The 24,743-nt window shown below is 62.7% G+C and carries 34 protein-coding genes, 1 tRNA gene and 1 pseudogene; 17 read left to right on the top strand and 19 right to left on the bottom strand.

Features of this window, described 5'->3' with window-relative positions:
* Positions 1-198: 198 nt before the first annotated feature.
* Positions 199-324: a hypothetical protein gene (locus NKI99_RS14280; protein ID WP_281035567.1), complete on the bottom strand. Its 126-nt coding sequence runs from the start codon at positions 322-324 to the stop codon at positions 199-201.
* Positions 293-877, bottom strand: coding sequence for a hypothetical protein (locus NKI99_RS14275; RefSeq protein WP_352611222.1), 585 nt, complete (start codon positions 875-877; stop codon positions 293-295). Before NKI99_RS14275 ends, NKI99_RS14280 begins: the two co-directional genes overlap by 32 nt.
* A gap of 125 nt (positions 878-1,002) precedes the next feature.
* Between NKI99_RS14275 and NKI99_RS14270 the strand changes: the two genes are divergently transcribed.
* Complete coding sequence (locus NKI99_RS14270; protein ID WP_352611220.1) at positions 1,003-1,374, top strand: nuclear transport factor 2 family protein; 372 nt, start codon at positions 1,003-1,005, stop codon at positions 1,372-1,374.
* 190 nt (positions 1,375-1,564) lie between these two features.
* Here NKI99_RS14270 and NKI99_RS14265 read toward each other — a convergent pair whose 3' ends face one another.
* The 6 genes from NKI99_RS14265 to NKI99_RS14240 all read right to left on the bottom strand — a co-directional run bounded on the left by NKI99_RS14265 (position 1,565) and on the right by NKI99_RS14240 (position 6,034).
* Positions 1,565-2,953 carry a hypothetical protein gene (locus tag NKI99_RS14265; RefSeq protein WP_352611218.1) on the bottom strand — a complete coding sequence of 463 codons (1,389 nt, stop codon included), beginning with the start codon at positions 2,951-2,953 and terminating at the stop codon, positions 1,565-1,567.
* A gap of 142 nt (positions 2,954-3,095) precedes the next feature.
* Complete coding sequence (locus NKI99_RS14260; RefSeq protein ID WP_352611216.1) at positions 3,096-3,851, bottom strand: phage terminase large subunit family protein; 756 nt, start codon at positions 3,849-3,851, stop codon at positions 3,096-3,098.
* 374 nt (positions 3,852-4,225) lie between these two features.
* Positions 4,226-4,927, bottom strand: coding sequence for a terminase large subunit domain-containing protein (locus tag NKI99_RS14255; RefSeq protein ID WP_352611214.1), 702 nt, complete (start codon positions 4,925-4,927; stop codon positions 4,226-4,228).
* Positions 4,884-5,270 (bottom strand): hypothetical protein, encoded by a 387-nt coding sequence (locus NKI99_RS14250; protein ID WP_352611212.1) that lies wholly within the window; start codon positions 5,268-5,270, stop codon positions 4,884-4,886. The genes NKI99_RS14255 and NKI99_RS14250 overlap by 44 nt, the downstream gene beginning before the upstream one ends.
* On the bottom strand, positions 5,263-5,679 hold the full coding sequence (locus tag NKI99_RS14245) for a hypothetical protein (protein WP_352611210.1): 417 nt from the start codon (positions 5,677-5,679) through the stop codon (positions 5,263-5,265). The genes NKI99_RS14250 and NKI99_RS14245 overlap by 8 nt, the downstream gene beginning before the upstream one ends.
* Before the next feature lie 160 nt (positions 5,680-5,839).
* Entirely contained in the window at positions 5,840-6,034 is a 195-nt protein-coding gene (locus NKI99_RS14240; RefSeq protein ID WP_352611208.1) for a hypothetical protein, read from the bottom strand.
* A gap of 347 nt (positions 6,035-6,381) precedes the next feature.
* On the opposite strand from NKI99_RS14240, the gene NKI99_RS14235 reads away from it, so the two are divergent.
* Both NKI99_RS14235 and NKI99_RS14230 read left to right on the top strand, forming a co-directional pair.
* Positions 6,382-6,651 carry a hypothetical protein gene (locus NKI99_RS14235; RefSeq protein WP_023813812.1) on the top strand — a complete coding sequence of 90 codons (270 nt, stop codon included), beginning with the start codon at positions 6,382-6,384 and terminating at the stop codon, positions 6,649-6,651.
* A gap of 73 nt (positions 6,652-6,724) precedes the next feature.
* Positions 6,725-7,030, top strand: a complete 306-nt coding sequence (locus NKI99_RS14230; protein WP_023813813.1) for a hypothetical protein — start codon at positions 6,725-6,727, stop codon at positions 7,028-7,030.
* 58 nt (positions 7,031-7,088) lie between these two features.
* Here the strand turns inward: NKI99_RS14230 and NKI99_RS14225 are convergent, their stop codons facing one another.
* On the bottom strand, positions 7,089-7,517 hold the full coding sequence (locus tag NKI99_RS14225) for a DoxX family protein (RefSeq protein WP_352441241.1): 429 nt from the start codon (positions 7,515-7,517) through the stop codon (positions 7,089-7,091).
* A 566-nt stretch (positions 7,518-8,083) separates the two neighbouring features.
* Between NKI99_RS14225 and NKI99_RS14220 the strand changes: the two genes are divergently transcribed.
* The 4 genes from NKI99_RS14220 to NKI99_RS14205 all read left to right on the top strand — a co-directional run bounded on the left by NKI99_RS14220 (position 8,084) and on the right by NKI99_RS14205 (position 9,562).
* The gene (locus NKI99_RS14220; RefSeq protein WP_023813816.1) at positions 8,084-8,263 is read left to right on the top strand and encodes a DUF3606 domain-containing protein; all 180 of its coding nucleotides are present in this window, start codon (positions 8,084-8,086) and stop codon (positions 8,261-8,263) included.
* Positions 8,264-8,526: 263 nt separating this feature from the next.
* The gene (locus NKI99_RS14215) at positions 8,527-8,970 is read left to right on the top strand and encodes a GFA family protein (RefSeq protein WP_352611206.1); all 444 of its coding nucleotides are present in this window, start codon (positions 8,527-8,529) and stop codon (positions 8,968-8,970) included.
* A 95-nt stretch (positions 8,971-9,065) separates the two neighbouring features.
* Positions 9,066-9,302 carry a DUF982 domain-containing protein gene (locus NKI99_RS14210; protein WP_023813818.1) on the top strand — a complete coding sequence of 79 codons (237 nt, stop codon included), beginning with the start codon at positions 9,066-9,068 and terminating at the stop codon, positions 9,300-9,302.
* 14 nt (positions 9,303-9,316) lie between these two features.
* Positions 9,317-9,562 carry a DUF982 domain-containing protein gene (locus tag NKI99_RS14205; RefSeq protein ID WP_023813819.1) on the top strand — a complete coding sequence of 82 codons (246 nt, stop codon included), beginning with the start codon at positions 9,317-9,319 and terminating at the stop codon, positions 9,560-9,562.
* Positions 9,563-9,652: 90 nt separating this feature from the next.
* On the opposite strand, the gene NKI99_RS14200 is transcribed toward NKI99_RS14205, so the two are convergent.
* Both NKI99_RS14200 and NKI99_RS14195 read right to left on the bottom strand, forming a co-directional pair.
* On the bottom strand, positions 9,653-9,787 hold the full coding sequence (locus NKI99_RS14200; RefSeq protein ID WP_023813820.1) for a hypothetical protein: 135 nt from the start codon (positions 9,785-9,787) through the stop codon (positions 9,653-9,655).
* A gap of 91 nt (positions 9,788-9,878) precedes the next feature.
* Positions 9,879-10,187: a hypothetical protein gene (locus NKI99_RS14195; protein ID WP_023813821.1), complete on the bottom strand. Its 309-nt coding sequence runs from the start codon at positions 10,185-10,187 to the stop codon at positions 9,879-9,881.
* A 146-nt stretch (positions 10,188-10,333) separates the two neighbouring features.
* Here NKI99_RS14195 and NKI99_RS14190 point away from each other — a divergent pair, with 146 nt between their 5' ends.
* Positions 10,334-11,272, top strand: a complete 939-nt coding sequence (locus NKI99_RS14190) for an alpha/beta fold hydrolase (protein ID WP_352611204.1) — start codon at positions 10,334-10,336, stop codon at positions 11,270-11,272.
* On the opposite strand, the gene NKI99_RS14185 is transcribed toward NKI99_RS14190, so the two are convergent.
* Positions 11,252-11,800 carry an MgtC/SapB family protein gene (locus NKI99_RS14185; protein WP_023813823.1) on the bottom strand — a complete coding sequence of 183 codons (549 nt, stop codon included), beginning with the start codon at positions 11,798-11,800 and terminating at the stop codon, positions 11,252-11,254. The genes NKI99_RS14190 and NKI99_RS14185 overlap by 21 nt on opposite strands.
* Positions 11,801-11,941: 141 nt before the next feature.
* A complete protein-coding gene (locus NKI99_RS14180; RefSeq protein ID WP_352611202.1) occupies positions 11,942-13,009 on the bottom strand; it encodes a sensor histidine kinase in 1,068 nt (355 codons plus the stop codon).
* 199 nt (positions 13,010-13,208) lie between these two features.
* On the opposite strand from NKI99_RS14180, the gene NKI99_RS14175 reads away from it, so the two are divergent.
* From NKI99_RS14175 to NKI99_RS14155, 5 genes are all read left to right on the top strand, one after another.
* Positions 13,209-13,685 (top strand): pyridoxamine 5'-phosphate oxidase family protein, encoded by a 477-nt coding sequence (locus NKI99_RS14175; RefSeq protein WP_352611200.1) that lies wholly within the window; start codon positions 13,209-13,211, stop codon positions 13,683-13,685.
* A gap of 375 nt (positions 13,686-14,060) precedes the next feature.
* Positions 14,061-14,354 carry a hypothetical protein gene (locus NKI99_RS14170; RefSeq protein WP_127297320.1) on the top strand — a complete coding sequence of 98 codons (294 nt, stop codon included), beginning with the start codon at positions 14,061-14,063 and terminating at the stop codon, positions 14,352-14,354.
* A gap of 83 nt (positions 14,355-14,437) precedes the next feature.
* Positions 14,438-14,511: transfer RNA gene (locus NKI99_RS14165), tRNA-Gln, on the top strand.
* A 316-nt stretch (positions 14,512-14,827) separates the two neighbouring features.
* Entirely contained in the window at positions 14,828-15,013 is a 186-nt protein-coding gene (locus tag NKI99_RS14160; RefSeq protein ID WP_127297322.1) for a hypothetical protein, read from the top strand.
* Positions 15,014-15,211: 198 nt separating this feature from the next.
* Positions 15,212-15,418, top strand: a complete 207-nt coding sequence (locus NKI99_RS14155) for a hypothetical protein (RefSeq protein WP_013530768.1) — start codon at positions 15,212-15,214, stop codon at positions 15,416-15,418.
* Positions 15,419-15,510: 92 nt separating this feature from the next.
* Here the strand turns inward: NKI99_RS14155 and NKI99_RS14150 are convergent, their stop codons facing one another.
* Complete coding sequence (locus NKI99_RS14150; RefSeq protein ID WP_352611198.1) at positions 15,511-15,753, bottom strand: hypothetical protein; 243 nt, start codon at positions 15,751-15,753, stop codon at positions 15,511-15,513.
* Between the two features lie 281 nt (positions 15,754-16,034).
* Between NKI99_RS14150 and NKI99_RS14145 the strand changes: the two genes are divergently transcribed.
* On the top strand, positions 16,035-16,352 hold the full coding sequence (locus NKI99_RS14145) for a hypothetical protein (RefSeq protein WP_023813830.1): 318 nt from the start codon (positions 16,035-16,037) through the stop codon (positions 16,350-16,352).
* Between the two features lie 103 nt (positions 16,353-16,455).
* Here NKI99_RS14145 and NKI99_RS14140 read toward each other — a convergent pair whose 3' ends face one another.
* Positions 16,456-17,325, bottom strand: coding sequence for an NmrA/HSCARG family protein (locus NKI99_RS14140; protein ID WP_352611196.1), 870 nt, complete (start codon positions 17,323-17,325; stop codon positions 16,456-16,458).
* A 103-nt stretch (positions 17,326-17,428) separates the two neighbouring features.
* On the opposite strand from NKI99_RS14140, the pseudogene NKI99_RS14135 reads away from it, so the two are divergent.
* The 3 genes and pseudogenes from NKI99_RS14135 to NKI99_RS14125 all read left to right on the top strand — a co-directional run bounded on the left by NKI99_RS14135 (position 17,429) and on the right by NKI99_RS14125 (position 20,059).
* A pseudogene (locus NKI99_RS14135) lies at positions 17,429-18,318 on the top strand (LysR family transcriptional regulator).
* Positions 18,319-18,741: 423 nt separating this feature from the next.
* A complete protein-coding gene (locus tag NKI99_RS14130; protein ID WP_352611194.1) occupies positions 18,742-18,987 on the top strand; it encodes a DUF982 domain-containing protein in 246 nt (81 codons plus the stop codon).
* 70 nt (positions 18,988-19,057) lie between these two features.
* Entirely contained in the window at positions 19,058-20,059 is a 1,002-nt protein-coding gene (locus NKI99_RS14125) for an aldo/keto reductase (RefSeq protein WP_352611192.1), read from the top strand.
* A gap of 57 nt (positions 20,060-20,116) precedes the next feature.
* On the opposite strand, the gene NKI99_RS14120 is transcribed toward NKI99_RS14125, so the two are convergent.
* The 4 genes from NKI99_RS14120 to NKI99_RS14105 all read right to left on the bottom strand — a co-directional run bounded on the left by NKI99_RS14120 (position 20,117) and on the right by NKI99_RS14105 (position 24,737).
* Positions 20,117-20,605 carry a GNAT family N-acetyltransferase gene (locus tag NKI99_RS14120; protein ID WP_352611191.1) on the bottom strand — a complete coding sequence of 163 codons (489 nt, stop codon included), beginning with the start codon at positions 20,603-20,605 and terminating at the stop codon, positions 20,117-20,119.
* Between the two features lie 85 nt (positions 20,606-20,690).
* A complete protein-coding gene (locus tag NKI99_RS14115) occupies positions 20,691-21,383 on the bottom strand; it encodes a glutathione S-transferase family protein (protein ID WP_352611190.1) in 693 nt (230 codons plus the stop codon).
* 144 nt (positions 21,384-21,527) lie between these two features.
* Positions 21,528-23,516 (bottom strand): AI-2E family transporter, encoded by a 1,989-nt coding sequence (locus NKI99_RS14110; protein ID WP_352611189.1) that lies wholly within the window; start codon positions 23,514-23,516, stop codon positions 21,528-21,530.
* A 153-nt stretch (positions 23,517-23,669) separates the two neighbouring features.
* Positions 23,670-24,737, bottom strand: a complete 1,068-nt coding sequence (locus tag NKI99_RS14105) for a D-alanine--D-alanine ligase family protein (RefSeq protein ID WP_352611188.1) — start codon at positions 24,735-24,737, stop codon at positions 23,670-23,672.
* Positions 24,738-24,743 lie beyond the last annotated feature (6 nt).

Below are 24,743 nucleotides of genomic sequence, written 5' to 3'. Positions count from 1 at the left end.
CCGGCCTCAAACCCGAGCCGCAAGGCACCCCACATTGGCCTGACCCTCCCTCCTTGCCCCTATAACTTAATAACGCAACGGGCCCCTTGCGGGGGAGATCGGCTAATCACCCCCGCCTTTTCATCACCCTTGCATGCCGTCGCCACACCCACCAGTCCCACACGCGCTTCCTGAAACTGCGCTTCATCGCGGTCATGGTCATAGCCCCAGCAGCACGCGGCGCTGGCCGGTGAGGCTGCCTGGCGCGAGGTCGGTCTTGATGGTGCCGGCGGTGCCGTTCCGCTGTTCGAGTTCAGCCCGCAATGCCGCCTCGCGCGCCTGCACGTCCTTGTCCTGCGCCGTCGGCGTTGGCGGCAACGGCTTCAGTTCCGGTGGTTTTTGAAACAGACACATGGTTCCAGCCTTCTCCAAGATTAGAGGTTCTTGTCCAGTCGTAGAGGAAAAAGTCTTCGCCGTTGCGGCCGTAACCCGGCAACAGGCAGCGTTGCGTCGCGCCGAGCCGACCGAGCCAGCGCAGCGCCAGTTCATTGGCGGCCAGCGCCCGCGCCTCGACCCGCCAGGCGTCCCGCGCCGCGACCTGAGGCCCAAGCACGGCGTGAAAGAACCCGGTGATCCCAGGCACGCAGCGCTTCATGCGGCGCGTGCCCCAGCTCCAGGCGATCCACAGGCCGCCGCGCTGTTCGGCAGCGCCAAAGCCGGCCTCCGGATTGCCGTCCAGCTCGGCGACATAGGCAAAGTCCTGCAGCGCTGTCAGCGCCAGCAGCGCCGGCGACCAATGGTCGAGCTGGCAGTCGATCTCGGCCCGGTCCTCAGGGCGCAAATTGGCTGCGATGTAGGACAGGTCGCGCAGCGTCGCGGGTATGATGCGAAGGGGCATGAGCAGGCCTGAGCAATAGAATGCAGTTCTCGCTTCCGGGCGGCGTCTCGGCGGCCTGCGCACTTGACCGTCCCCGTCGCCAGTGACCTACTTCGGACATCGACGGCTATCCAGGAGACGGGCGAATGGACATTCGAGCGACACTGACGCAGCTATGCGATGCCTTCAACGCGCACGATCTCGATCGCATCATGGCGTTCTTCGCCGACGACTGCGTCCTGGAGATGCCGAGGGGAGCCGAGCCCTGGGGAACCCGTTGCGAGGGCAAGCGCAACGTACGGGACGCGCTGGCGACACGCTTCGAAGGCCTGCCCGATGTCCACTACGGCAAGGCTGAGCACTTTGCCGACGAGGCTGCCGAGACCGGCATGTCGAAATGGACCCTCACCGGCACCACCCGCGAGGGTGTGAAAAAGGAAGTTCGAGGCTGCGACTTCTACACGTTTCGCGACGGCAAGGTGATCCGCAAGGATTCTTATTGGAAGATCGTGGAGTAGCCACGAGATTGCAGCAAGGGCTATTGCCGCCCCAATGACCAAGGCGTGTCGGAGCGATGATCAGCCGGACGGCTGCCCCTTCGAATGCGCGGCTTTGAAGGTCGCTTGGACCTTCTTTGCGTCAGAAAACGCCGCTGCAATCTTCTTTTTGGTTTTATCGATTGCCGCATTCAGTTCGTGGGAGTTTGGCTCATTCAGCCGATCGGCGAGGTGATCGAGCTTTCGCCGGGCGATTGGGTCGTGGATCTGGCTGCGATTCATGACTATTCTCCCTACGAGATGGTTGATGCTTAGCGCGACTGGCGTACCTGGGGTTCAACTCAGGAACGAAATAATGCTTTCGCTTGACCCAGATGAAGCCGTCTGCCCTGGATATGACAGCCACATCTATCGGGCCGCCGACGGTTTCCATCCCCCTCGAAACCTTCCTCTTTATCGACGTCAGGTTCACCAACGCCTCGGCCATCGTGGCCAGCTCCGGCTTTGGCATAAATTCCACCATATCTTCAATAGCGGACTTTGACTGCGACCGTATGTCAGCGAAGGTCGAATTTGCAAGTTCGCCTAAAAAGGCGTTCTGCGCCTCCTCTGCCTTAGCGCCCAGCGCCGCCTTATCCTCTTCGCTCATTTCAAGGTTGGCCAAAATGTGCGTGCTGATAGACGGCACAGTGTTTATACAGAACTGCATGATGTAGCGCTCAATGCCCTCGTCAAGGCCGTAAAGGAAGCGCTCAACCATCTCTTTTTGGGCAAACGGAATAACGCGCGCACGATCCCCGTCACGATCAATGTCGACCGTGTTCGTTTCGATATATTTCAGGCGGCCGAAGGCCATGCCATCAATTTCGAATGAGGCAAGACTCGGAAAGATATCCTTCTTTCCGAACCCGGCCACGACGACGCCTGTCTCACCTCCGGACAGCCAATCTTTCAGGACCGCATTCCTCGCGATACCAACAAGTCGGGCTATCATTGCCTCGGACTCGCCATGGAAATTCGCTGCCACTATCGAAGTCATGGCTGCCATCTCGGTATCGCCAATGGCCGGAGGGCCTTTGGAGCCATCGGGACCCAAGAATTTTCCGTCCGGCCGTTTTGCAAGAACACGCTCGAACAATGCGACCGACTCTTCAAAAGCAGCCCGAAGATTTTTCATGAAATCGTCTTGCTGAGCTAGCGGCGGCGCGTTGACCAACTTTTCTAACTTCTCCTGCACACGCCCCTTAATCCGGTCCAGGACCGGCTCGATCATGTTCGATAGGGAAGCCTCAAGAACCTTCTTTGGAGATTTCACGCCCCATTCACAGAGGAACCGAAGAAGGTCAAACCCAGCGGCTGGAAGCCGATCGAACTCTTGATAGCGCTGCCTGTAGTCTGCAATCAGCATCGGCAGCGGAGCCTGCATGAACTGCATGCCGTGATAGATCATCACGCCAATCGGCGTGGGGCCGCATAGATCGAATAGCTTGTCAGCCGAGTCATAGATCTTCTGCTCTTCGCTGCCGGCTGAAATGGTAACGGCGCTGTCCGTCGCAAGAGCAACAGCCATTTTGTTCAATATTGCGATTTCAGCAGTCATACTCGCCCCTCCGTGCGGGACTAGAACTGAGTCGCAATGAAAACGCAAAATAGGTCGAGTTTTACGCGAAACGCGCGTGCTCGGCCCAGTAAGTATTCCCGTTTCGATTAATTCCACAACGGATGTCCGGCCGCTTTCGACTTCACCTGAAAGCCCCCAGCGGATCGCTCTGTTCCGCCGGCCTTCTCGCCGACCTGAACTCAGCCGGGTCGACCACCGCCTCGCGCAGCATCATCACGCCATAGCGTGTCGCCGCCATCAAATCATCCCGCAGCTTCACAACCTGGCCATCCCTGCGATGGAACAACCTAAATTCCTCAAACCAGTCGGCGAGCGTGGCAAACACCTTGAAGCGACCGCTCTGCATGCGGTCGAGAATCTCCATCAGCCCGGCTTCGACCGAGACCGAACCGTCCGGGAATTGCGCGTGGCGGGTCAGCATGTTCAGCCCGTGCGCGGAGTACTGCCGGGCGAGCGCCACGCCCGCCCCTTCCAGCGTTTCGCGGCGGCCGTCGCGCGGCCAGGCGAAGGGCAGCCATTCGCCCCAGGGTTTCAGCGTCAGCGTCTGCATCGCCGGCGTCTGTTGCGAGGCCCGCGCTGATTTGGTTACGTAAACGACGTCGGCTTCCGTATCCCAGGCCAACTCGACGGCGGCCGACGGGTGGTCCCAGCCGAAATCCAGCGCGCCGAGCCTTGGCCAGTAGCGCGGCAGCCGGAACGGCTCGCAGGCGATCATTTCCTCCGCCACCGGAAAGATGCGGCCGGAGCCCAGCACCGGAATGCCGCGCGCCCGCGCCTCGCGCTCATGCGCGGGATAGGCGGCAACGATCGCCGCGCGCTCCTGCGGCGTGTAGTGCGCGGCATCGTCGATGGTCATGAAGGTGACGTGTCGGGACATATCAGTCTGCCTAAATTATTTGCTGGAACGAGTAACCGCCATTCATAATACTGTTTATCAATGCAAAGCTGCTGGCCAATTGGGGGAGATACATGATCCGCATAGCAATCGTTGTGGCCATTGCCGCGAGCACGTCAGCATGCCAATCGAACGTTCCGTATGATACGAGTAAGAAAACCTGCAAGATGTACGCCAATTCTTCAGGGTTCCAACGCGAAGTTTGTATCCCGGACACACCAAACAAAGTATGCAATGTCTGGTACAACCAGATTACGGGTGATGAAAGGATATGGTGCCAACCGCTAACCCGGAAAGCAGCCGATCCCAGGGCCCGCGCCAGACAGCTTGCGGGCAGCAAATACCCTTGAACGTCTTCATCCGCTGCCTTTGGCCATCCCCTCCACCTGCGACGCCGAAAGAAACAACAGCACCACATCCGACATCCCAAGCAGCGGCGTGAACGTCACGATGGTGATGCCGCCCGTCGCATTGGTGCGGGTCAGGCCTTCGGAATAGATGTCGAGCGGCGGTTCCTCGTCGAACCAGACGCCGTGCAAAGTCTCGCCCTGCCATTTCTCGCGGCCCTTCTCGAAACTCTTGAACGACAGCACCGATTCATCGGCCTGCACGTCGCCGCCGCCGCCCCAGCGCACCACGACACTGTCGAGCGCGCCCGGTGCGCCGCGACCCATGAAGGTCTGCACAATGGCGTCGGCCGGGATCATGCCCGTGCCCCAGGCCGCCTGCTGCTGCGGCGGACCGACCAGCACGCGCTGCGGATTGTCACGCGTGCCTTCGCCGGTGACGCCGGCCGCCCACAGCCTGACGGCCGTGTCGAAAACCTTGCCTTGCCACCACGCGGGATAGCGGCCGGTAAGATGCATGGCCCATTCGGCGCCCCCTGCCCTGGTCTTGCCAAGCTGGTTGCCGGCCATGAACAGCCGTTCGCGGTTCTGCGCGCCTGCAGCGTGGAATTCCGCCTGGAGTTCATATGGTTTGTAAGCGGCAAGAAGATTAGCGCGACGCCGGCGGTCAAGCTCCGCCAGCAGCGCCAGATATTCCGTCTTCACGGACATCGCCGGGTTCTTCGAGGAACGGTTTGACGATCGTCTCGAGGGCGCGGATGCGGCTGCGGATTTCGTCATCGCTCAGGCCGTCCATTTGGTTGATCGTGGCATCGAAATCCTTGGGCAGCACCGACAGCACGATCTTCAGATACTGGTCCGGCTTGTCGGCCCGCACCTGGGCAATGACGCCGGCGCCATAGGCGCGGAAATCGGCCCGCACGGCGGCCAGGAAATCGTCGCCCAATGTTTTCTTGGCGCGCTTGCGGCGCGGCTTTTGCGCGGCCGGTTTGGCGGCGGGTTTGCGCTTTGCCGGCTTGCGGCGCGTTGGCCCGGCGGCGGTCTTGTCAGTCACGGACGTCACCACCCACGGCGTTGGCAGCGGGAATGCCGGCCTTCGGCATCGATCCGGCCCGGCTGGCCGGTTTCTTTGAACGAGCGGATTTCTTCCTGGTGCGCTTCTTGGCTCCCTGGACGCGCTTTGGCTTTGCCGCGTCGGCAGGCTTCGCCGCCGGGGCAGGCCTTGCCAGACCGGCCCGCGCCCTGAGACGCGCCATGACCAGACCGACAAGGTGCCCGGCGATGCCGGCCTGCGAGAACCCGAACTCGCCAGCCTCGTCCCGCACCATGCCGATCTTTACGCCGGGCGCGACCTCCTCGAGACGCCCCAGGCGTGGCTGCGGCGCAATGCCTTCGAATTCGCCGATCGCGCTGACGATTTCCTGGCCGTCAGCATCGGTGATGATGGTGGCGTAGCGGGTCATGGGTGTCTCTCGGATTTCATCGGGCGAAGGATGGCATTCCTTGGCGCCCACTCTGTCCTGCCGACATGTCTAGCCCAGCAACAAAAAACCCGCCTCAGGGGCGGGTCGTTGGCGCAACTCAGCACCATGGACAAAAATGTAGCATAGCTGCACTCACCCGTCAACCGTTTTCTGAGAAAAAATTCCTAATTCGGTCAAACCCGCCGGCCGCATCCCGCACCATGCCGATCTTTACGCTGGGCGCGACCTGCTCGACACGCCCCAGGCCTGGCTGCGGCGCAGCTTCGAATTCGCCGATGGCGCTGACGATTTCCTGGCCGTCCGCATCGGTGATGATGGTGGCGTAGCGGGTCATGAGTGTCTCTCGGATTGCGAAATGAGTCATCGGGCGAAGGATGGCATTCCTTGGGGCCCCCCTCTGTCCTGCCGACATGTCTAGCCCAGAAACAAAAAACCCGCCTCGGCGGCGGGTCGTCGGCGCAACTCAGCACCATGGACAAAAATGTAGCATAGCTGCACTCACCCCGTCAACCGTTTTCTGAGAAAAAATTCCTAGATCGATCGCAATTCCGGCCTGACCGACGCTGGCAAAGCGCGTAAAACCCTGCTTTTGCCGGCGGCTGGTCACAAGCCGGCAGGTGTGAAATCATTCGTCGAAGCTCATGGAATGATTCCCGTCGCACGGCCTTGTGGGAGAGGACGATGGACAGACCAGCCATGGCATCCGTGTTCAGGATGCGGCATGCACCAGCCATGGTTTCCGGCGTGCGCAGCACCGGCCAGGGTCAGGCGGATCCGGTCATCCGCGTGCGTTCGCTGGGCGAAGCCATCCGTTTCGTCGCCAACGCCTACCCCCAATACGACATCGGCGCCGTCGCCATCAGCTGTGGGGATGTTTCGATCGGCAGCCTCGGCAGCCTGGAGGTCAAGGCGCTGTGGCGCGAATATGGCGAACGGCTGACGCAGGAATAGGCGTTCGCCCGCAGCCTTTCTGGAGCGGAAATGCCGCTCGCGCGTTTCAACCCCAGTCACGGGAGCAATCGCCATGAATGTCGCCAACCTGCAACTCGAAGGCCTGTTGATGGCCGTCGCCTCGATCAACCGCCTCCTGGTTCAAAAGGGGGTGCTGACGGCGGAGGAAATCGACCTGGCCTTGCGCAAGACCGAGGCAGGCGAAACCAACCAGGAGCGGTCCGAAGGCATGTCCGCGTCCAGCCGCGACGCCGTCAACTTTCCGATCCGGCTGCTGGAACTCGCCAACCAGTGCCAGCCGGAGGCGGAGATGCCGTCTTTTTCGAAGCTGGCCCGCATGGTCGGCAAGATAAAGGAACCCTACAACGACCAGCTGTGAGGGGGTGCCAAGGCAGGCCCCGGCGCGCGTCCTTCGCGCGGTGCCGGTCGGTCTCGCCTCAAGCCCTGCCCGGCCATCCCAAATTGAGCGAAAGCACCTTGCCCGGTCCATGCACGGCCGCAAACAGCAGTCCGGCCAGGAACGAAAAATGGTCGACGAAGAAGCCGAACTCGGCCTGGTTGCCGGCCCAGTGGCTGGGTCCGTGGAAGGCCAGGGCGAGGAACAGCACATAGGCGGCGGCGACAAGGGCCGCCTGCGAGAAGAAGGCGCCGGTCAGGAAGCACAGCACCAGCGCGACTTCCAGGATCGCAGCGCACCAGGCCAGGAACAACGGAAACGGAAAGCCGGCGGCGGCGATATAGCCGGCGGTCGCCGCCATGCCCATGAATTTGAAGGTCACGGCCATCAGGAAGACGCCGGCGAAGATCAGCCGGGCGATGAGAAGGGCCGCGGTCTGCCACGGCGATTGAGTGATTTGCGACGACATGCTCGTTCTCCAGCTTTGCAGGTTGCTCGCTCCTAGGACGCACGACGGACGCCAGGTCCGACACATCAGGCCAATTTTTCTCGAGAGGCCCGAACGGCTTCCGGCGCCGCCCGCGATTGAAACTTGTTGGTAATCACGGAAGTGCTATCGTTAGTCGGGGCTAATGCACCGGCGTGCCGGCGCAGCGATTTTGGGTGGGCTGAAATTTGCGTACAAGCGTCAGGTTTGGGGCGATATCTCATAGCGTGCGGTCGGCGACGCTGGAATGCAGCGGCTGCGGCGGCGCTGGCCAGGTCTTCCAGTGTCCGCGCTGGACGAGTTCCAACGGCCATTGCTGCCCTGCCGGTACGCACCGGCGCGGCTGCCCCGGCCTCAGCGCGGCATGCTCCGAATGTGACGGCGACCACACTGCCGACGCCGACCCCATGCGGCCATCGGCCTGATACATGCCTATCGCAGCCCAGGCCGTGTCGTCTGGTGGAACCGGCGGCGCCAATCTGTGTTATGTCGTGTTGATCGCGGGCGCCGAAGGCTGCGCGTCCCGACAACAGAAAGCGAGGCCTGAGATGGCTGACGACAAGTCGAAGACGAAGCAGGACCGCAAGCAGGTCTCGAGTGAAGAGCCCTACGAGGTTGCCGCCTTTGCCCGCAAATACGGCATTCCGCCAAGCGAGGCACAGACCATCATCAAGCGCTACGGACCCTCGCGCAAGAAGCTCGACGCCCATATGGCGGCCCGCGGCTAGCGCATGTCGCCCAAAAGTGGATCTCGGTTTTGGGAGAACGACATGCATGAAGCGGGTCGTCTGAACTCGTTCGGGCGCGGCGCGCTTTAGGCCCGAAACCATTTCGCCTGGACGGCGTTGAAGATGCTGCGGGCCGTGTCAACCGGGCCTGGTGGTACGGTGAACAGGATGTCTTTTTCCCGGTTTCTCATCCTGGCCAACGAAACGGCAGACGAGCATCTGTCCCACCCGGCCCGCAGCGCCACGCATTGAGGGAGGTTGTCATGTCCGACACCATACGCAGGACCGGCAGCTGCCTATGCGGCGGCGTGCAGTTCGAGGTTCACGGCCCGCCGTTGCGCGTCGGCCTGTGCCACTGCAAGGATTGCCGGAAGGCCGGCGGTTCGGTCTATTCGGCCTTTGCCATCTGGCCGCGCGAGGCCTTCGAGACCACCGGCCTCGTCAGCTCCTATGGCACGCGCAGCTTTTGCCCGACCTGCGGCGGCCGCGTCGCCTGGGTCGACGACAACGAGGCCGAGGTGGCGATCGGCAGCCTCGACATCGCGCCGACCGATCTCGTGCCCGAATATGAACTGTGGACCTCCAGGCGCGAGACCTGGCTGCACCCTCTGCCCGGGACCGAACAGTTCGAGCATGACCGCCCAGCGGCGCACAACGCCGAAGCGCCGACGCCGAGATCGCTGTCGGACATCGACGCTGAGATTTGATCTCTGGGGAAGGGAACCCTGCCCTGCCGCCTACGTTACCGGATGCCTCTCACGCATGTCGCCCCGGCGACTTGCGGCAATCATGGAGACGACCGTTGAACGACAAGATGTTTCCCCGCCCGATCAGGCTGAAATTCGCGCCTGAGCGCGAGCGCATCATCCGCAGCGCCTGGGAAGGCCTGGAATGCCTCGGCGACTGGCCGGCTGGCCAGGGACGGCGCTACCGGGCGGCGTTGCGCAGTTGTCGCGATGCGCTGGATGGCTGGACGCCGGCGGAAAAAGCGATGCGGGCGATGATCGACGCCGCGCGCGAAGCAAAACTCCTCCAGTAGTTGGAACAGGGGCCATGCCTGATCTCATTTTGCCCACACCGATGCGGATCAAGCCGCATGGGTCGGATACGATCCGCGACGTCGCCACGCTCAAGGATGCCAGCGAAATCCTGATCGACTGGCCGCAGGCCAAGCGCGGCCCGTTCTACCAGGCGGCGCGCGAGAAGGTCGAAGCCGCCCTGGAAACCAAGATAGGTGCTGCCGAGGCACAGGAAGCGTTCGCAGCGCTCTGCAGCCACTCCGGCGTTTTGGTGCGATAGCGGTTTCAATAGAAGCAGGGGGGGCATTATTGCCTCGCCTGCTTCGTGCAAATCGGTCCTGATCACTCCGTATCCGAATAATCGATCCGATTATTCCGCCGGAAGCTCGCCCTGTACGATCGGGTGAGAGGTTTCGAAGCCAAAACTCTTTGGCGCCAGCAGAATCAAGGCAATCACGATCGCTATCGAGGCAAGCAACGTGGCAGTGGCTGCAATATCTCTCACGATAATCTCTCCAAATTCCAAGTCGTGAGAAAAACGCTCCCAACATAACGAGGTTCCATTAGCTTGCGCGATAATACCAACGAGCCGGCGTTTATTGTTTCGGCGGCTGGGGCGGCACTTCACCAGGCTTGATTACCGGCGTCTTGCCTTCGTCGGGAGCGGGCGCCGCCATGCCCTGGTCGCCCGTCGGGGGTGGTTTCAGCACGCCGCCGCAGTCGTTGAGCTTGGCGGTCAAATTGCCGTCATCGGCCTGCTGTTCAGGCTGCTGTTTTGCCCCTTGCTCGGTCTGAGCCCTGCATTTGTCGGCCTGCAGCGCCTGGCTGTCGTTCTGCTGCTGGGCCGCGGCCGGCACTGCCAGCGCCAGCATGAGGCCTAGTGGCATGATGGCGAGAGTTCTCATCACTGCCTCCTTCTTTTCTTTCACGGCCGCCCGCGGCGACCTTCCCTTCACAGGGACAACGCCTGTCGAAGAAAAAGGTTGGCCGCCTCGCCGGCGGCATTGCAACCAAACCCGTTTGCCGGCCGTTGCGCGTGCCGGAGGCGGTCATGTTCGAAGGTTTTCAAAGCACGGAAATCGACATTGGCGATGCCGGCATATACTGCCTGCGTGCCGGCGGCGGCCCACCGCTGCTGTTGCTGCACGGCTTTCCGCAAACGCATCTGATGTGGCGCGACATCGCCCCCGCTCTGGCCAGCCGGTTCAGCGTCGTCTGCGCCGACCTGCGCGGCTATGGCCGCAGTTCCTGTCCGACGTCCACTCCGGACCACGCACCCTATGCCAAGCGTGCCATGGCCGCCGATATGAGGAGGCTGATGGAGAAGCTGGGTTTCAGCAGCTTCATGGTCGCCGGTCATGATCGCGGCGGGCGTGTCGCCTACCGCATTGCGCTCGATCATCGGGACAGCATCGACAGGCTCGCCGTTCTCGACATCGTGCCGACCGCCGATGCCTGGGACCGGGCCGACGCCAGGCTGGCGCTGGGCTATTGGCCATGGTCGCTGCTGGCGCAGCCTGAGCCGTTGCCGGAAAAGATCCTGTCCGGCGCCGCCGAGGCGATCGTCGACAATGCGCTCAACGGCTGGGGCTCGCCGCCATCGGCGTTTCCAGCCGAAGTGCGTCAGGCCTATATCGAGGCCTTGCGCGCACCTGCCCACGCCCATGCCATCTGCGAGGAATATCGGGCGGCAGCCACGCTCGACCGCGAGCACGACCATGCCGACAAGGCAGCCGGCCGGCGCATCCGCTGCCCGCTGCTGGCGCTATGGAGCGGTCAGGGCGCCTTGGCGGATTGGTATGCCGGCGAAGGCGGGCCGCTGGCGCTGTGGCGCGGCTGGGCCGACGATGTGCGTGGCCAGGCGATGCCGGGCGGGCACTTCTTTCCCGAAGAGAATCCGGCGCGCACGGCCGATCTGCTGGCCGGCTTCTTCGGTGAAACCAGTCACGGCATTTCCCGGCGATCGGAATTACCTTCGCTCTTCCTTTGATCGGGCCGAAGCCCCCTCCTTCTCCGCCTTTGCTTGACTGCCTTCATCACCGGCGGCAAGGCCGGGTCCGCGTTCGAACCGGCGCAGAAAGCCGGCAACGACCAGCACGATCAGCGTGCCGAACCCGGCCACTTGCCAAAGACCCAGTCCGCAGGCGACGCCGATCGCGCCCGCCAGCCACATGCCGGCGCCGGTCGTCAGCCCATGCACCTCGCCGCGCGAAAACATGATCGAGCCGGCGGCAAGGAAGGCGACGCCGGCGGTCACCGCCTCGACCACCCGGATCGGATCGACCTTGACCGATTCCCCCGCGAACATCGGCGCGTGCACGATCTCCACCGTCAGGATGCCGAAGGTGGCGGCGGCGACGCAGACGAGAATATGCGTGCGAAGTCCGGCCGGGCGATTGCGCCATTCGCGTTCGAAACCGATGACCGCGCCATAGAGCGTCGCCAGCAACAGCCGCGCCGCGATGACCGGAAACGAGGTGTAGGTGGAATGGCCGAATTCCTCCACGAGTTGTTCCATGATGTCCCCTCCGAAAGCGTGACGCCACAACGCGGCCACCGGGTCACGGTTCCTGAATCCACCGCCAGGTGCGGCAAGGATGCGGCCGCTTTTGAAAACGCATCTGCCAAAGGGAGGTTGATGGAACCAGACCTCAAGGGCTCAGGAAGGCTCGGTTTCGGGCAGGTCGGCGCCGAGCTCCGGAACGATGATCGAGTCCAGGGGCGCCGTCAGGGACCATTTGAGATGGCCCGGGCTGCGATCCAGCACCGCCAAGCCGTTCAGCGATTGCGGCGCGACCCGTTGCAGGACGACAGTGCCGAAACCCTTGCGCGTGCTTTCGTCTTGCCGCCCCCCAGGCCGCTCTCCTTCACGCACCGGCATCGTCTCGTCCCAAACCAGATGGATTTCCCGCTTGTCCGAAACGCCTTCGACGATCCGCCAGGTGATCTCGAGCCGCCCGGCCTCGCTCGCCAGCGCGCCATATTTTGAAGAGTTGGTGCCGAGCTCATGAAATGCCATGCCGAGATTTTGCACGGCGTTCGGCTGCAGGGTCAAAAGCGGTCCGGACAGCGATACCCGCGCCTCGTGACCGAACGGCTTGAGCTGCTCCTGGGCGAGGTCGAAGAGGCTGGCGCCGGCCCATTCCGAGTTCACCAGCAGATCGTGCGACCGCGACAGCGCCATGATGCGGGAACGGATCAACTCCTCGAATTCACGCGGATCGGTCGAGCGTTTGCTGGTCTCCCGGATCATCGAGAGGATCACCGCGAACTGGTTCTTGACGCGATGGTTCACCTCGCGGAGCAAAAGCCTGATCCGGCGCTCGCTCTCCTTGCTGGCGGTGATGTCGCGGGCGATCTTCGAGGCGCCGATGATCTCGCCGGACGCGTTCCTGATCGGCGAAATGGTCAGCGACACGGCGATGAGGCCGCCGTCCTTGCGTCGGCGGACCGTCTCATAGCTTGCCAGCAGTTCGCCTTTGCGGACCCGGCTGATGATGTCGGTCTCTTCATCCTTGAGATGATCGGGGATGAGCATGAGCACGGACCGGCCGACGGCCTCTTCGGTGGTGTAGCCGAACATGCGTTGCGCCGCCGCGTTCCAACTGGTGATGATGCTGTTCAGATCCTTACTGACGATGGCGTCGAAGGACGAATCGACAATCGCCGCCAGCCGCGCATCGGCGGTAATGGCGATCAAGGCATCAAAGCCCGCCAAATCTGTCACTGTCGACCCCTTCTCCCTCATGCGCGGATTGCGCGCATGGCCACCAATGCGCCGCGGTGGGTTTTGGTTGCAATCGCCTCCCAACATTCCTCCCAGGAAAAGTCCGGGCAGTTCATGACTGGACCTTGCACTGGAACCTTGCGCGCTTGCGCGAGTTGCACCCGACACCCCCATGGATGGCTCAATAAGGAGGCACACGATGAGCGACGGCGATCTCGACCGGGTCTGGAAGCTGATGGACAGGATCGGTTTCTGTATGCTGGCCACCCGCGAAGGCGATGACATCCGCTCGCGACCCATGGCGGCGCATGTGGTGCGCGACGAAAACGCAATCTACTTCCTCACCGATGTCGACAGCCATAAGGACGACGAGATCGAAGCCGAGCCCAATGTCGGTCTCGCCTTCGCCGATTCAGGCGGCCAGAAATATGTTTCCGTCAGCGGTCTGGCGGCGGTTTCGAACGACCGCGCCAAGATCAGGGAGTTGTGGTCGACCCCGGCCAAGGCCTGGTGGGACAGTGCCGATGACCCTTCGATCCGCGTGCTTAAAGTGACGTCGAAAGGTGCCCAGTATTGGGACAGTCCCGGCACCGTGGTCAGCTATGTGAAGATGCTGGCGGCAACGGTCAGCGACAGCCGCCCGGAAATCGGTAACACCGGCAAGGTCAGGATGTAGCCGGACGGCGTCGAGGACCTCAGGCAGATGTGCGAATGCCGGTGGGGCGCAGCGAATATCGCCGGTGCGGCACACCGGTGCCGATCAGTCCGGCTTGGGAGGGTCAGGGGCATTCGGTGCTGGATCGGCGTCGGCATCCCTTTGCGGACAGTCCTCATAGCTGTGGTCGCGCCCGCCGCAGAAAGAACAGCACATGGCCTCGCGATCCCCGTTTCCGGGACGCCATTGCGGGGTTTCGTAGGGCTTCCTGCCATCCATCCCCAGCAATGCACGACGGACCATTTGGTTGCGCCGCTACAGACGGCCACCCGGCGGTTGCGGAACCACCCGCCGGGATGCGAGTTTCGGCCAATACATCCATTCGAGGGAACAGCTATGCCGATGCGCCGAATTGCCTTGATGACGGCAGCGATCCTGCTGGCCGCGACCGGCCTCGCCGAAGCCAGGCCCGATACCCGCACGATGAGTTGCGACCAACTTCGGCGACTGCTCCAAAGTCACCATGCCGTGGTGCTGACCACCGGCCCCAACACCTATGACCGCTATGTCAGGCAGTTCGGCAACGAATGCGACTGGCCGGAGGTGCCGATGTCGGCCTATGTCCCGACCCGTGACGGCAGCTGCCCCGTCTACCGCTGCGAGGAACCTGTCACCAACTTTCCGGACTGATACCGCGCCTCCAGTCGGCTTTGCCGCCGCATTGCGTTGATCCCGGCGCGGGAACCGGCTAGGGGTGGGGGCAACTTGCATTTTCCCGCTTCGTCTAATGGTAGGACAGCGCCCTTTGAAGGCGTGAATCGTGGTTCGAGCCCATGAGCGGGAACCAGCAAGCAACCAGCGTTCGGCTGGTTCGAAGCTGCGTGCAGGGCTGGCCAGCCGGCTTCATCGTATTAGCGCGCGGTTGTATTTCGCTCGAAGCAGGACCATCATCCTGGCCGACAGTGGATCGAAGGGGTGGAGCGACATGGAACTGAGTTGCTTTGACGGGGGCGTCCTTGCATCGGCGATGTCCCTGAACATCACGGCGGTTTTCATGATATTGGCCGCATTTGCCGCATTTCGGCTGGTTGCAATGTCGGGTGCTGTCGACCAACTCCAGACGGCGTAGCCCGCAGAGAACCTCCCGTGCAGGAGAACGGCATATGGCCGCGAGAAAGGTGATAGCCGTCAAGGACTGGTCTTGCGGCATGAGCGACGAGCTTGGCCGCATCGTCCTGACCATCAACCCGACCGAGGGTGAGCCCATCCTGGTTTTGATGACAATTTTCCAGGCGGCAAGGATGGCCGGGGAATTGCGGGCGCCGAAACTCGTCTCCATACCTCGGTGAGGCAGCGCCCCCGGGCAAAGCGATCAAGCTCGCCAAGGCAGCCCCAACGCCCTCCCCGGCGAGCCCTGTTGCTCCGTTACGATGAACAATGGAGCAATTACTGCGTTACGGATCCGGGCGCCATTAAGTTGCATCCGGCCTCCTGAAACCATTTCGCGGACCCCGCGTTGACCACCGGGCCGACACAGGAGACATCTCATGACCGTCAACTGCCGCATATCGATCGACAACCGGCCGGAGGCCACGGACGCCGTTTTCCAGGCGGTTCCCCGGATTGGCGAAAGCGTTGCGCTGTCGATCGACGGAACCACGCAGGATCTGCGGGTATCGCGCGTCGTGCACGTCACCAATGGCAGCCTGGAAGGTGCCGCGATCGTCGTCGAAGTGACGACAAACATCCTCTGAATCGAGAGTTATCGTCCGCTACGCCGGCCGGCACCGCGCGGCGACCGCCGACCGTTGCGGGGACCAGGGCGGCCCACGCGCGGTGAACCGCTCTACTCCTTGCCGCCGTCGGAAATGCCGTTGCCGTCGGCGGTTGGCAGGATGCCGAAGTCTTGCGACTTCGTCCCTTGCTCCGCCGTCAGGAAGCCATCCGCGGCAAGACCGCGCCGCAGCAATTCCCTGACGGCGGCCGAACGGCTCGGCATGCGCTTGTCGAAGCGCCAGTTTTCCAGCGCCGCCAGTTCGTCTGACGTCAGCATGATCTGCAACCGTTCCGGGCGTTCCAGTTCAGTCATCGCGCTTCCCTCGCTCTGGACCACGTTTACGTCGAATGAGCATTCAACTCATTTACCTCATAATTAGGAAACCGCTCCTAGCGCGTCAAGACCTCGCGATGTGTGAACCGCTTCTCGTGCTCATGATGAGCCTGACGGGTATTCGGCGTAAGGCGCACACTTGCATAACTATGCTAACTGGTTGATTTATTTGGGTATTATTTAATTCGTGACTTGCCAAGGCGAAGTCTTTGCCGCATTGTGCGATCTGAACAGAAAACCGTTCCCTTCGGGAGGTTTCGATGCGGTATAATTACTCGGCGCGACTGCGCGATGACGTCCGTTCAGCGGTCCAGATCGCCTTCAGGAAGACCGGCATCGTCAGCATCACGGCGGTGGCGGAGCATGTAAGGGTCAGGAATCTGGCCGAAAACGTCGCCCTCGAGGACGTCGAATACCTTGTCTTCCAGGCAGCCCAGTTGATTGGCGCCGCAATTGAATTCGACGGGCTCACCAATTTCGACGGCGTAGCTGGTCTGTTCGTGGATGGGCTCGGTGGCGACGGTGGCGAGCACGTGATCGCCCAACTCGACAGGCCTGGTCCGGCAACCCTGCAGTAGGGCAGTTCCGGCTGAACGCGCATTTGTCCCGTGCCAGTCAGGGGGCCTCCTCAAAAGGCCGCCCTGCTGTTTCTGTACCCTGATGATGATGAGAGCTGTTCCGTCAGGCGGAGCCGGCGATTCGTGAGGCGAAGTCCCGATAGGGACGCAGCGGGCGGCCCAGAAGCGCGGTCAGCCGCTCGACGTCGCCGGCCTCGGGCAGCATGCCGTCGGTCAGGAACCGCTCGCCCATCAAGCGCATGTCGTACGCCATCCAGGCAGGCAGGAACTGCTTGAGATTCTGCTCGAAACCTTCGGTATTGTCGCCGCCGTAGCTGATCGGGCGTGCGAGCACGTCTGACCAGATGGCCGCGATATCCGTCCCGGTCAGTGTCTGCGGACCAACGAGATTGATCCGCTCCAGCGCAAGCGGCCCTGCGGATCGTTCCCGACGCAGCAGCTCGAGAGCGGCGATTTCGGCGATATCACGCACGTCGACCATGGCGAGCCCCTTGGTGCCGATCGGCATTGTGTAGGTGCCGTAGCCGGTGATGACGTCTTCGATCATCAGGTCGTTCTGGATGAAGTAGGCCGGGCGCAGGATCGTAGCCTGGAAGCCCATCTGCTCGATCATTCGCTCGACGCCGAATTTGCCGGCGAAATGCGGCACGTTCACATAGACGTCCGCATGGATCACCGAGAGATAGACGATCCGCTCGATGCCCGCCGATCGGGCGACGTTCAGCGCGACCAAAGCCTGGGTGAATTCGTCCGGCACCACGGCGTTCAAGAGGAACAGGGTGGAAACGCCGGACATGGCTTTGCGCAGCGAATCGACATCGAGAAAGTCGCCTTGCGCGACCGATACGCCCGCCGGGAAGCTGGCTTTCGACGGATCGCGGACGAGAGCACGGACATCGGCGCCGCGCTTGACGAGGTGCTCGACGACTTGGCGGCCAACATTGCCTGTGGCGCCGGTAACGAGGATGGTCATGGAATTTCTCCTGTTGGGTTGCTTGACAGGCCCAATATGTGTGGCTCACAAACAGTCAAACAGGCCGAAATTTTAGACGTACCGTCTCACTGGTGGAACACTCATGGATCTTCTGGCCCTGACCGATTTCAACCTCGTTGCCCGCCATGGGGGTTTCGGCAAAGCGGCAAGGGCCACCGGCCGGCCCAAGGCAACGCTGTCCCGGCGGGTTGGAGACTTGGAGAGCAGCCTTGACCTGCGCCTGTTTGAACGGGGTGCGCGCAACCTGAAGCTCACCGAGGAAGGGCGAGCACTCTTCGAGCGGACGGGGACCTTGCTCGCCGAGCTGGACGAGACGGCCGCCGAGATCGCCTCGGGCGGCCAAAGACCCAAGGGCAGGCTGCGGATCAGCGCACCTCTGCATTTTTCTCAGACCGCGATGGGAAGGATCGCCGCGGGATTTACCTCAAGCATCCCGAGGTGAGGCTTGAGGTCACGACGGAGGACAGGGCTGTCGACATGATCGAGGAAGGTTACGACCTGGTGATCCGGGTCAACCCGAAACCCGACGAAAGCCTGGTCGGACGGGCGTTTCTCCGCGACCGCCTGGTCGTTGTGGCGAGCCCGGACCTTCCTCGTACGACCGGTGGGCAGGCCGCTCCTGGCGTTGCACGCGGCACAGGCGAACGCCAGACATGGCACGTAAAGGACCATGGTGGCCGCTCGACGATTGCGGTCGAGCCTGTCCTTGCTCTGTCGACGCTGATCATGGTGCGGGATGCGGTGCGGGCCGGCGTCGGTGTTGGACGTCTCCCAATTTCCCTGGTGAGCCACGATTTGGCTGACGGCACCCTGGTGAATTGGGGGGACATCGATGGCCCGGAGATCGCTCTCTGGACGCTCTACCCCTCCCGGCGGCTGCTCAGCGCGCGCGTGTCGGCGTTCCTGGATTTTCTGAAACAGGCCTTCCCGAATGGGACGCCGGACGAACTGGCCGCCTATATCGGCAGGTGATGCCCGGCGCTTTCGCCGGCAAAAACCTTTATTTTTCGCGGAATGATTTCCGGCGGAACAAGTTGGGGCGACGAAAATTACCTTGTCACCCTTACAAGAGGAGGACGTCGTGAAAGGCTTGCGCAGTCTCCTTGCCGAACTGTCAGCCAGCTGGCTCAAGCGCCGCAAGGCGCAGGCGCCCACTGTCGTGAACACAGTCAAACCCCGCCCCGCCCATCAGGCGCCGCGGCAACGTGCCGCCCACAAACCCAAAACACCGTCCACCCGCGACGTCTCCTCGAACATGTGAGCCGCGCGGACAAGATGGGGTCGCCCAATGCCATTGGGAGGTATCGGCAACTCTCACACAGGATTGATTGGCATCGACGAAACCTTTGAGCGGCCATAGGCGTTTATCGCTTCAGCCCTATCGAGGTGGTTCCAATGCAAACGGCATGGTTCTCGAAGCCTGTGGCGGTTTCGGTCGGCGTCACCGGTTCCATCCACCATCTGTCCAACACACAGCAGGCCATTGATTTGCTCACCACACATTGGCGTGACGCAGGCAGCCCGAAGCATCAGTCCGCGCTGCGCGCCTGCCGGCGGGCAACGAGCGGCGATGTCGCCCCCGACGTCGCCAGGGCGGCGCTCGTCGAGGCCGCGCGTGAAGCCCACATCCTGATCAAATAGAGTGTCGATTGATCGGCCAATGTCGATGCGGCTGCTATAGTCGCGGCATTCCCTCCTTGGAGACCCCACCATGACCCTGAACACACGCAAGCTCGGCAGCCAAGGGCTGCAGGTCTCGGCCATGGGCCTCGGCTGCATGGGCATGAGCCAGTCCTACGGCCCGGCCGACGAGGCTGAATCCATCGCCACGCTGCACCGTGCCATCGAACTCGGCTGCACCTTCCTCGACACCGCCGAGGTCTATGGCCCTTACGACAACGAAGCCCTGCTTGGCCGGGCGCTGAAGGGCAAGCGCGACCAGGTGACGATCGCCACCAAATTCGGCTTTCGCATCGAAAACGGCAAGCAGGTCGGAACCGACAGCCGGCCCGAGCACATTCGAGAGGTCGTGGAAGCCTCGCTCGGCCGCCTCGGAACCGACCATATCGACCTCCTCTACCAGCACCGCGTCGACCCGGCGGTGCCGATGGAGGATGTCGCGGGCGCCGTCGGCGAGATGATCGCGCAAGGCAAGGTGCGCTTCTTCGGCCTGTCGGAGGCGGGTGCGGCCAACATCCGCCGGGCGCATGCCGTGCATCCGGTGTCGGCCGTGCAGAGCGAGTATTCGCTGTGGGAGCGCAATCTGGAGCCGGAGATCATCCCGCTGCTTGGCGAACTCGGCATCGGCCTGGTGCCGTTCTCGCCGCTCGGCCGAGGTTTTCTCACCGGCCAGGTCAAGCGCGCGGAAGACTATCCCGACGGCGATTATCGCCGCAACGACCCGCGCTACCAAGGCGAAAACTACGACGCCAATGTCGAGGCGGCCGCCAAGGTGAGCGACATTGCCGCTGCCCGCGGCGTCAAGCCCGGCCAGGTCGCGCTGGCCTGGCTGCTGGCGAAGGGCGACGGCTTTGGCATCGACATCGTGCCGATCCCCGGCACCAAGCGCACAAAATATCTGGAAGAGAACGTCGCCGCCGCCGCCATCAAACTCGATGCCGCCGAGATGGCCGCGCTCGACGCAGCGCTTGCGCCGGGAAAAGTCTCCGGCCCGCGCTACACCGAGCGGGGCATGGCGATGGTCGATCGGTAGGGGTGCCTGCTCCAGCGTCCGCGACAGTCTCGCCAAGGTCGTTCCGAATAGACAAGGCTACCGAAAGCCCAGATGCTTCCGATAGCAGTGGGTTTCCACGGTGAACCTGCCGGCGACATCGTCCGGCAGCCAAAGTGCGTCTTCGAAGGTGCGGCTCAAGCGCCACCCTTCGCGGGCATAAAATCTCTGCGCGCGGAGATTTCCCGCCGTGCAGAAAAGCTCGGCCTCAGCCACGCCTTGCTCGGACAAGAGATGCTCGGCGCGTGACAGCAGATCGCGGGCGGTCCCGCTTCCCCGTGCTTGCGGGCTTACGTGGAGTTTCACCAGCTCCGCTCCGTTGATGGCGACGAAGCCAAGCAGTTCATCGGCTGCCGCCACATGGAATGCATCGGCGGATTGCTCCAGCCACAGCGAAAAATGCGCGGGCGTTCGGTACGCCAGGATTTCGGCCGGAACCAGATGCGCGTGGGCATCATGCCAGCCCTGGTGCCATAGTTGCACGATCGCCGGCTGGTCGGCTTCTTGGGCTGGGCGAATTTCAAGCATTCCTCACCGCCTGCAAAAGTCTGGGATCTGCCGCGCCAGGGTCATTTGCCGCTTCCGGCATTTCCAAGAATTACAATCCGCTGCATCATCCCTGGCTTTGCGAACATCTCAGAGCGTTCGCGCCATGCCTGTCCAGCGTGCTCGGGGCGTTGACCGCAAATTGCGCAGCGAAAGCCCTGATGTAAGCGGGCCGAGCTTCACCGCGCGCCACATAGGCAGCAAGGTTTTGATATTCGTCCAAAATGCCCGACATTCTTAGTCGCAGCAGCACCGATACCATCAACAGATCGCCCGCGCTGAATGCATCGTCGAGCCACTCGGCGGCGCTCAGGCGAGCCGAGAGCCTGTCGAGACAGGCGCGAACACGATCCTTCACCAATGGCAAACGCTCCTCGCTCCAGGGCTTGTCAGCTTCGAATATCTTTGCCGTCGTTAATTCGAGGATCGGCGGCTCGACTGTGTTAAGTGCGGCAAACATCCAGGTGATCGCACGCGCGCGGGCATCGCGATCGCCGGGCAGAAGGCCCGCGTGCTGCTCGGCAAGGTGAAGGATGATCGAGCCGGTCTCGAACAGTGAGAGAGAACCCTCCTCGTAGGTAGGGATCTGGCCGAAGGGATGGAGGGCCAGATGGCCAGGCGCCTTCATCTCCGCGAAGGAAACAAACCGAACCTCATAAGGCTGCCCTGCTTCTTCGAGCGCCCAGCGAACGCGCGTATCGCGCGCCAGTCCCTTGCCGCGATCGGGCGATCGTTCAAATGCCGTGATGGTGATTGTCATCGCATCGTTCCTGATTGGGTGAATTCTTCGGCTCCCTATCGTCAAGACGAATGGGCCTCCCGGAAATCGACATCGGTCTGAACTATTTTCCGCAATTCGTGCCTGGCTTGTCCCCGACATTGCCGAAGAAGGCGAAGGCAGGGCCTAACCCGCCGCTGCCGCCGTGACCTTCTTGGACGCGGCCCGCTGTCGCCGCATGCGCCGTTTGGCGACAAGCTTGAGAGCGACCGGCGGCTCGTTTGACAGCGCGCCCAGCACGGCGTCGACCATGCCATGCGCCACGAAATCCGCGTTCATGTCACGGGCCAGTTTGTCGGCCGTTTCCTTGTCCTCAGCAGCGGCCTCCGACCAGAACACGATTCCCACCCGAAGTGCGGCCTTCGCGCGCTTCAGCCGGCGAACCAGGAAACGGGCGTGCTTGACGGAATCCCGGTTCAGGAAACCGACCACGACGGTGTCGACGGTTTCGAGCTCAAGGCGGCGAATGCTGGCGGGCTCCATATCCGCAAAGCCGGCTTTCGATACCGTCGCGCCCTGGACCTCCAGCACCTGCGCCAGCATCGCGGCGGCGGCGTCGTCGAGTTCGCCACGCCCACCGGCGCAAAGCACGGACATATCCGTGCCATCGGGCAGGTCGGTCTTCTCGTCCTCCCCGTTGGGATCGCCATCGTCGCTCGCCTCTGCGGCCACGGGCGGCTCCTCCTCCTCGCCTGCCTCCTCCTGCGCGCTGTCGTCGAGATTGGCGACCAGCATCAGGGCACTGGCCGCCACCTGCCGCCTTTGCAAATCGCCCATGACGCCGCGCACACGGTCTTGTTCGCCCAGCAGAAGCGCCGGAATGGCCACCTTGTCGTAGAATTCGACCAGATATTTCTCCTCCAGCATCTCCTCGGCATGGTCGGTGGCTTCTTCCGGATCGCCGGCCAGCAGCCGCTGGTACAGGCGCGCATGGGGTTCGAGCACGGGCTCGTTGCCGAACAGAACGTCGAGGAATTCAAACTGCGGCACGTGTCTGCCCAGCACCACCAGGCAGACCGTGAGCGGTGTCGACAAGATCAGCCCGAGCGGCCCCCAAAGCCACGTCCAGAAAATCGCCGCGACGATGATCGCCAGCGGCGACAGTCCTGTCCGCGAACCGTAGAGCCAGGGTTCGATGACATTGCCGGTGATCAGCTCCATCACCACGAACAGGGCGGCCGTCCACAGCACGAGCGACCAGCCCGGCGCAACGGCCAGCGCCAGGAACAGCGGCAAAAGCATGCCTATGATCGGGCCGATATAGGGCACGAAACGCAGCGCCAGCGCCAGCAGCCCCCACAGCAGCGCATTGGGAATACCGAGAGCCCAGAGCCCGATCGCGATCGGTACGGCGTAGACGATGTTGACGACCAATTGCATCAACAGATAGCGGCCCACCCGCTTGGCGGCATCCTGAAGCGCCTCGGTGGTGCGGTGGAGGTCGCCGTAGCCGACAAGCCGGATGAAGCGGTCGCGCAGATCCTCCCGCTCGAGCAGCATGAAGATGACGACGACAATGATCAGCCCGGCCGACCCAAGCGGGCTGATCAGCGGCCCGACGATGTTCTGCAGGACCTGGAGCGGCCTTTCGCGCGCGACGATCTCGACCGGCACCGGCTCGCGCGGCGGCTTTTCCGGGGTGGCAGCCGGCAGCGAGGGGTCCTGCCTGTCGATCTCCTGGCCGACCCGCTCGACCACCTTGCTCAGTCTGGCAAGGATCCCGCCCCCCACCCCGGTTTCCTTGAGCGAGCGGATCTTGGTCAGGATGTTGGTCTGGTAGACCGGGATGTTCTGCGCCAGTTCGCTGACCTGCGTGGCGACGATGAAGGAGAACAGGCCAAGGGCCGCGAAAGCGCCGAGCACGCTGGCAATGACGGCGGCAATCCGGGGGATACCGACCTTTTTAAGAGCTGAGACAAGCGGCGCCAGGGCGAAGGTCAGCAGCAGCGCGATCGCGATGGGCAGGAAAACCTCGCGCCCGAAATACAGTGCCGCCACTGTCGTGACGATGGCCGCCACATTGGGCAATGAGGTTCGCGGATGAAGCGCGGCCGCTGAAAGGGCGTCCCCCGGCCCATCAGCCGGAGACGCCGTGCCGTTTCGACGATTGGCCACGTGATGCCTCCCTGCCAAATGCCATGATCGGGCATATAGAGCCGACGTGCAACTTTAGCCAACGGTGAAATACACCTCACTCAACAGGCAATGATCCGGCCCGCGTCGGCCGCTCTCAACGCGCGGAATGGAAGTCAGGCTCGCTCGTTCGGATCAGCGCGCCGCATGCCTGGCCAGCGCGTGCTCGATCAGCACGTCGATGGTTTGGCTGTAGCCGATGCCTGATGCCGCCAGCGCCTTGGCGTACATCGAGATGTCGGTGAATCCGGGAATGGTGTTGACCTCGTTGACGAGCAGGCTGCCATCGGCGCGCAGAAAGAAATCGACGCGCGCCATGGCTTCGCAGCCAAGCGCCTGGAATGCCCGCCGCGCCATATCCCTGGCCTTCTCGGCCACATCGGCCGGGATATCGGCGGGCACCTTGACCAACGCGCCGTCGGCATCGAGATATTTGGCCTCATAGGTGTAGAAGCCATGCTTGCCGGCCGGAATGATCTCGCCGGGCAGCGACACCGTCAGCGACCCGTCGGCGCGCTCCAGCACCGAGAACTCGATCTCGCGGCCCTCTACGAATTCCTCGATCAACACTTTGCCGTCGTAGCGGAAAGCCGTGTCGATGGCCTGCTCGAAGCCGTCCCTGTCATTCACCTTGCTGACCCCGAAGGACGAGCCCTGGCGCGCCGGCTTGGCGAAGAACGGCAGGCCGAGCATCCCGGCAATCTCCTGGAAGGAATGCTTGCCGTTTCGATGCACGGTGACGGAGCGGGCAACCGACAATCCCGCCTCGCGCATCAGCCGCTTGGCGACATCCTTGTCCATGGCGGCGGCCGAAGCGAGGATGCCGCAGCCGACATAGGCGACATCGGCAACCTCGGCATAGCCCTGCACCGAGCCGTCTTCGCCGAACGGCCCGTGCAGGACGGGAAAGACGACATCGACGGGATCAGGCTGCGTTCCATCCGGCGATATGGCGACCAGCCTGCCCTTGCCGCCGGGCAGCAGCGCGACCTCGATGCCGTCCTCGGATGCCGGCGCCCCTGCCCCGTCGCCGGCGGCCAACTGTTGCAGCAGCCACCTGCCGCTGCGGGAAACGGCGATCGGCACGATGTCGTAGCGCATCCGGTCGATCGCCTTCAGCACATTGGCAGCCGAAAGGCGCGACACGTCATGTTCGGCCGAACGTCCGCCATAGAGGATGGCTACCCTTGTCTTAGCGGTCATCGAAAT

Source organism: Mesorhizobium sp. M0239 (genome assembly GCF_040321815.1).
GTDB lineage: Bacteria > Pseudomonadota > Alphaproteobacteria > Rhizobiales > Rhizobiaceae > Mesorhizobium.
Note: the sequence above shows the minus strand (reverse complement) of the source record. Positions and strands in the feature narration are given on the sequence as shown.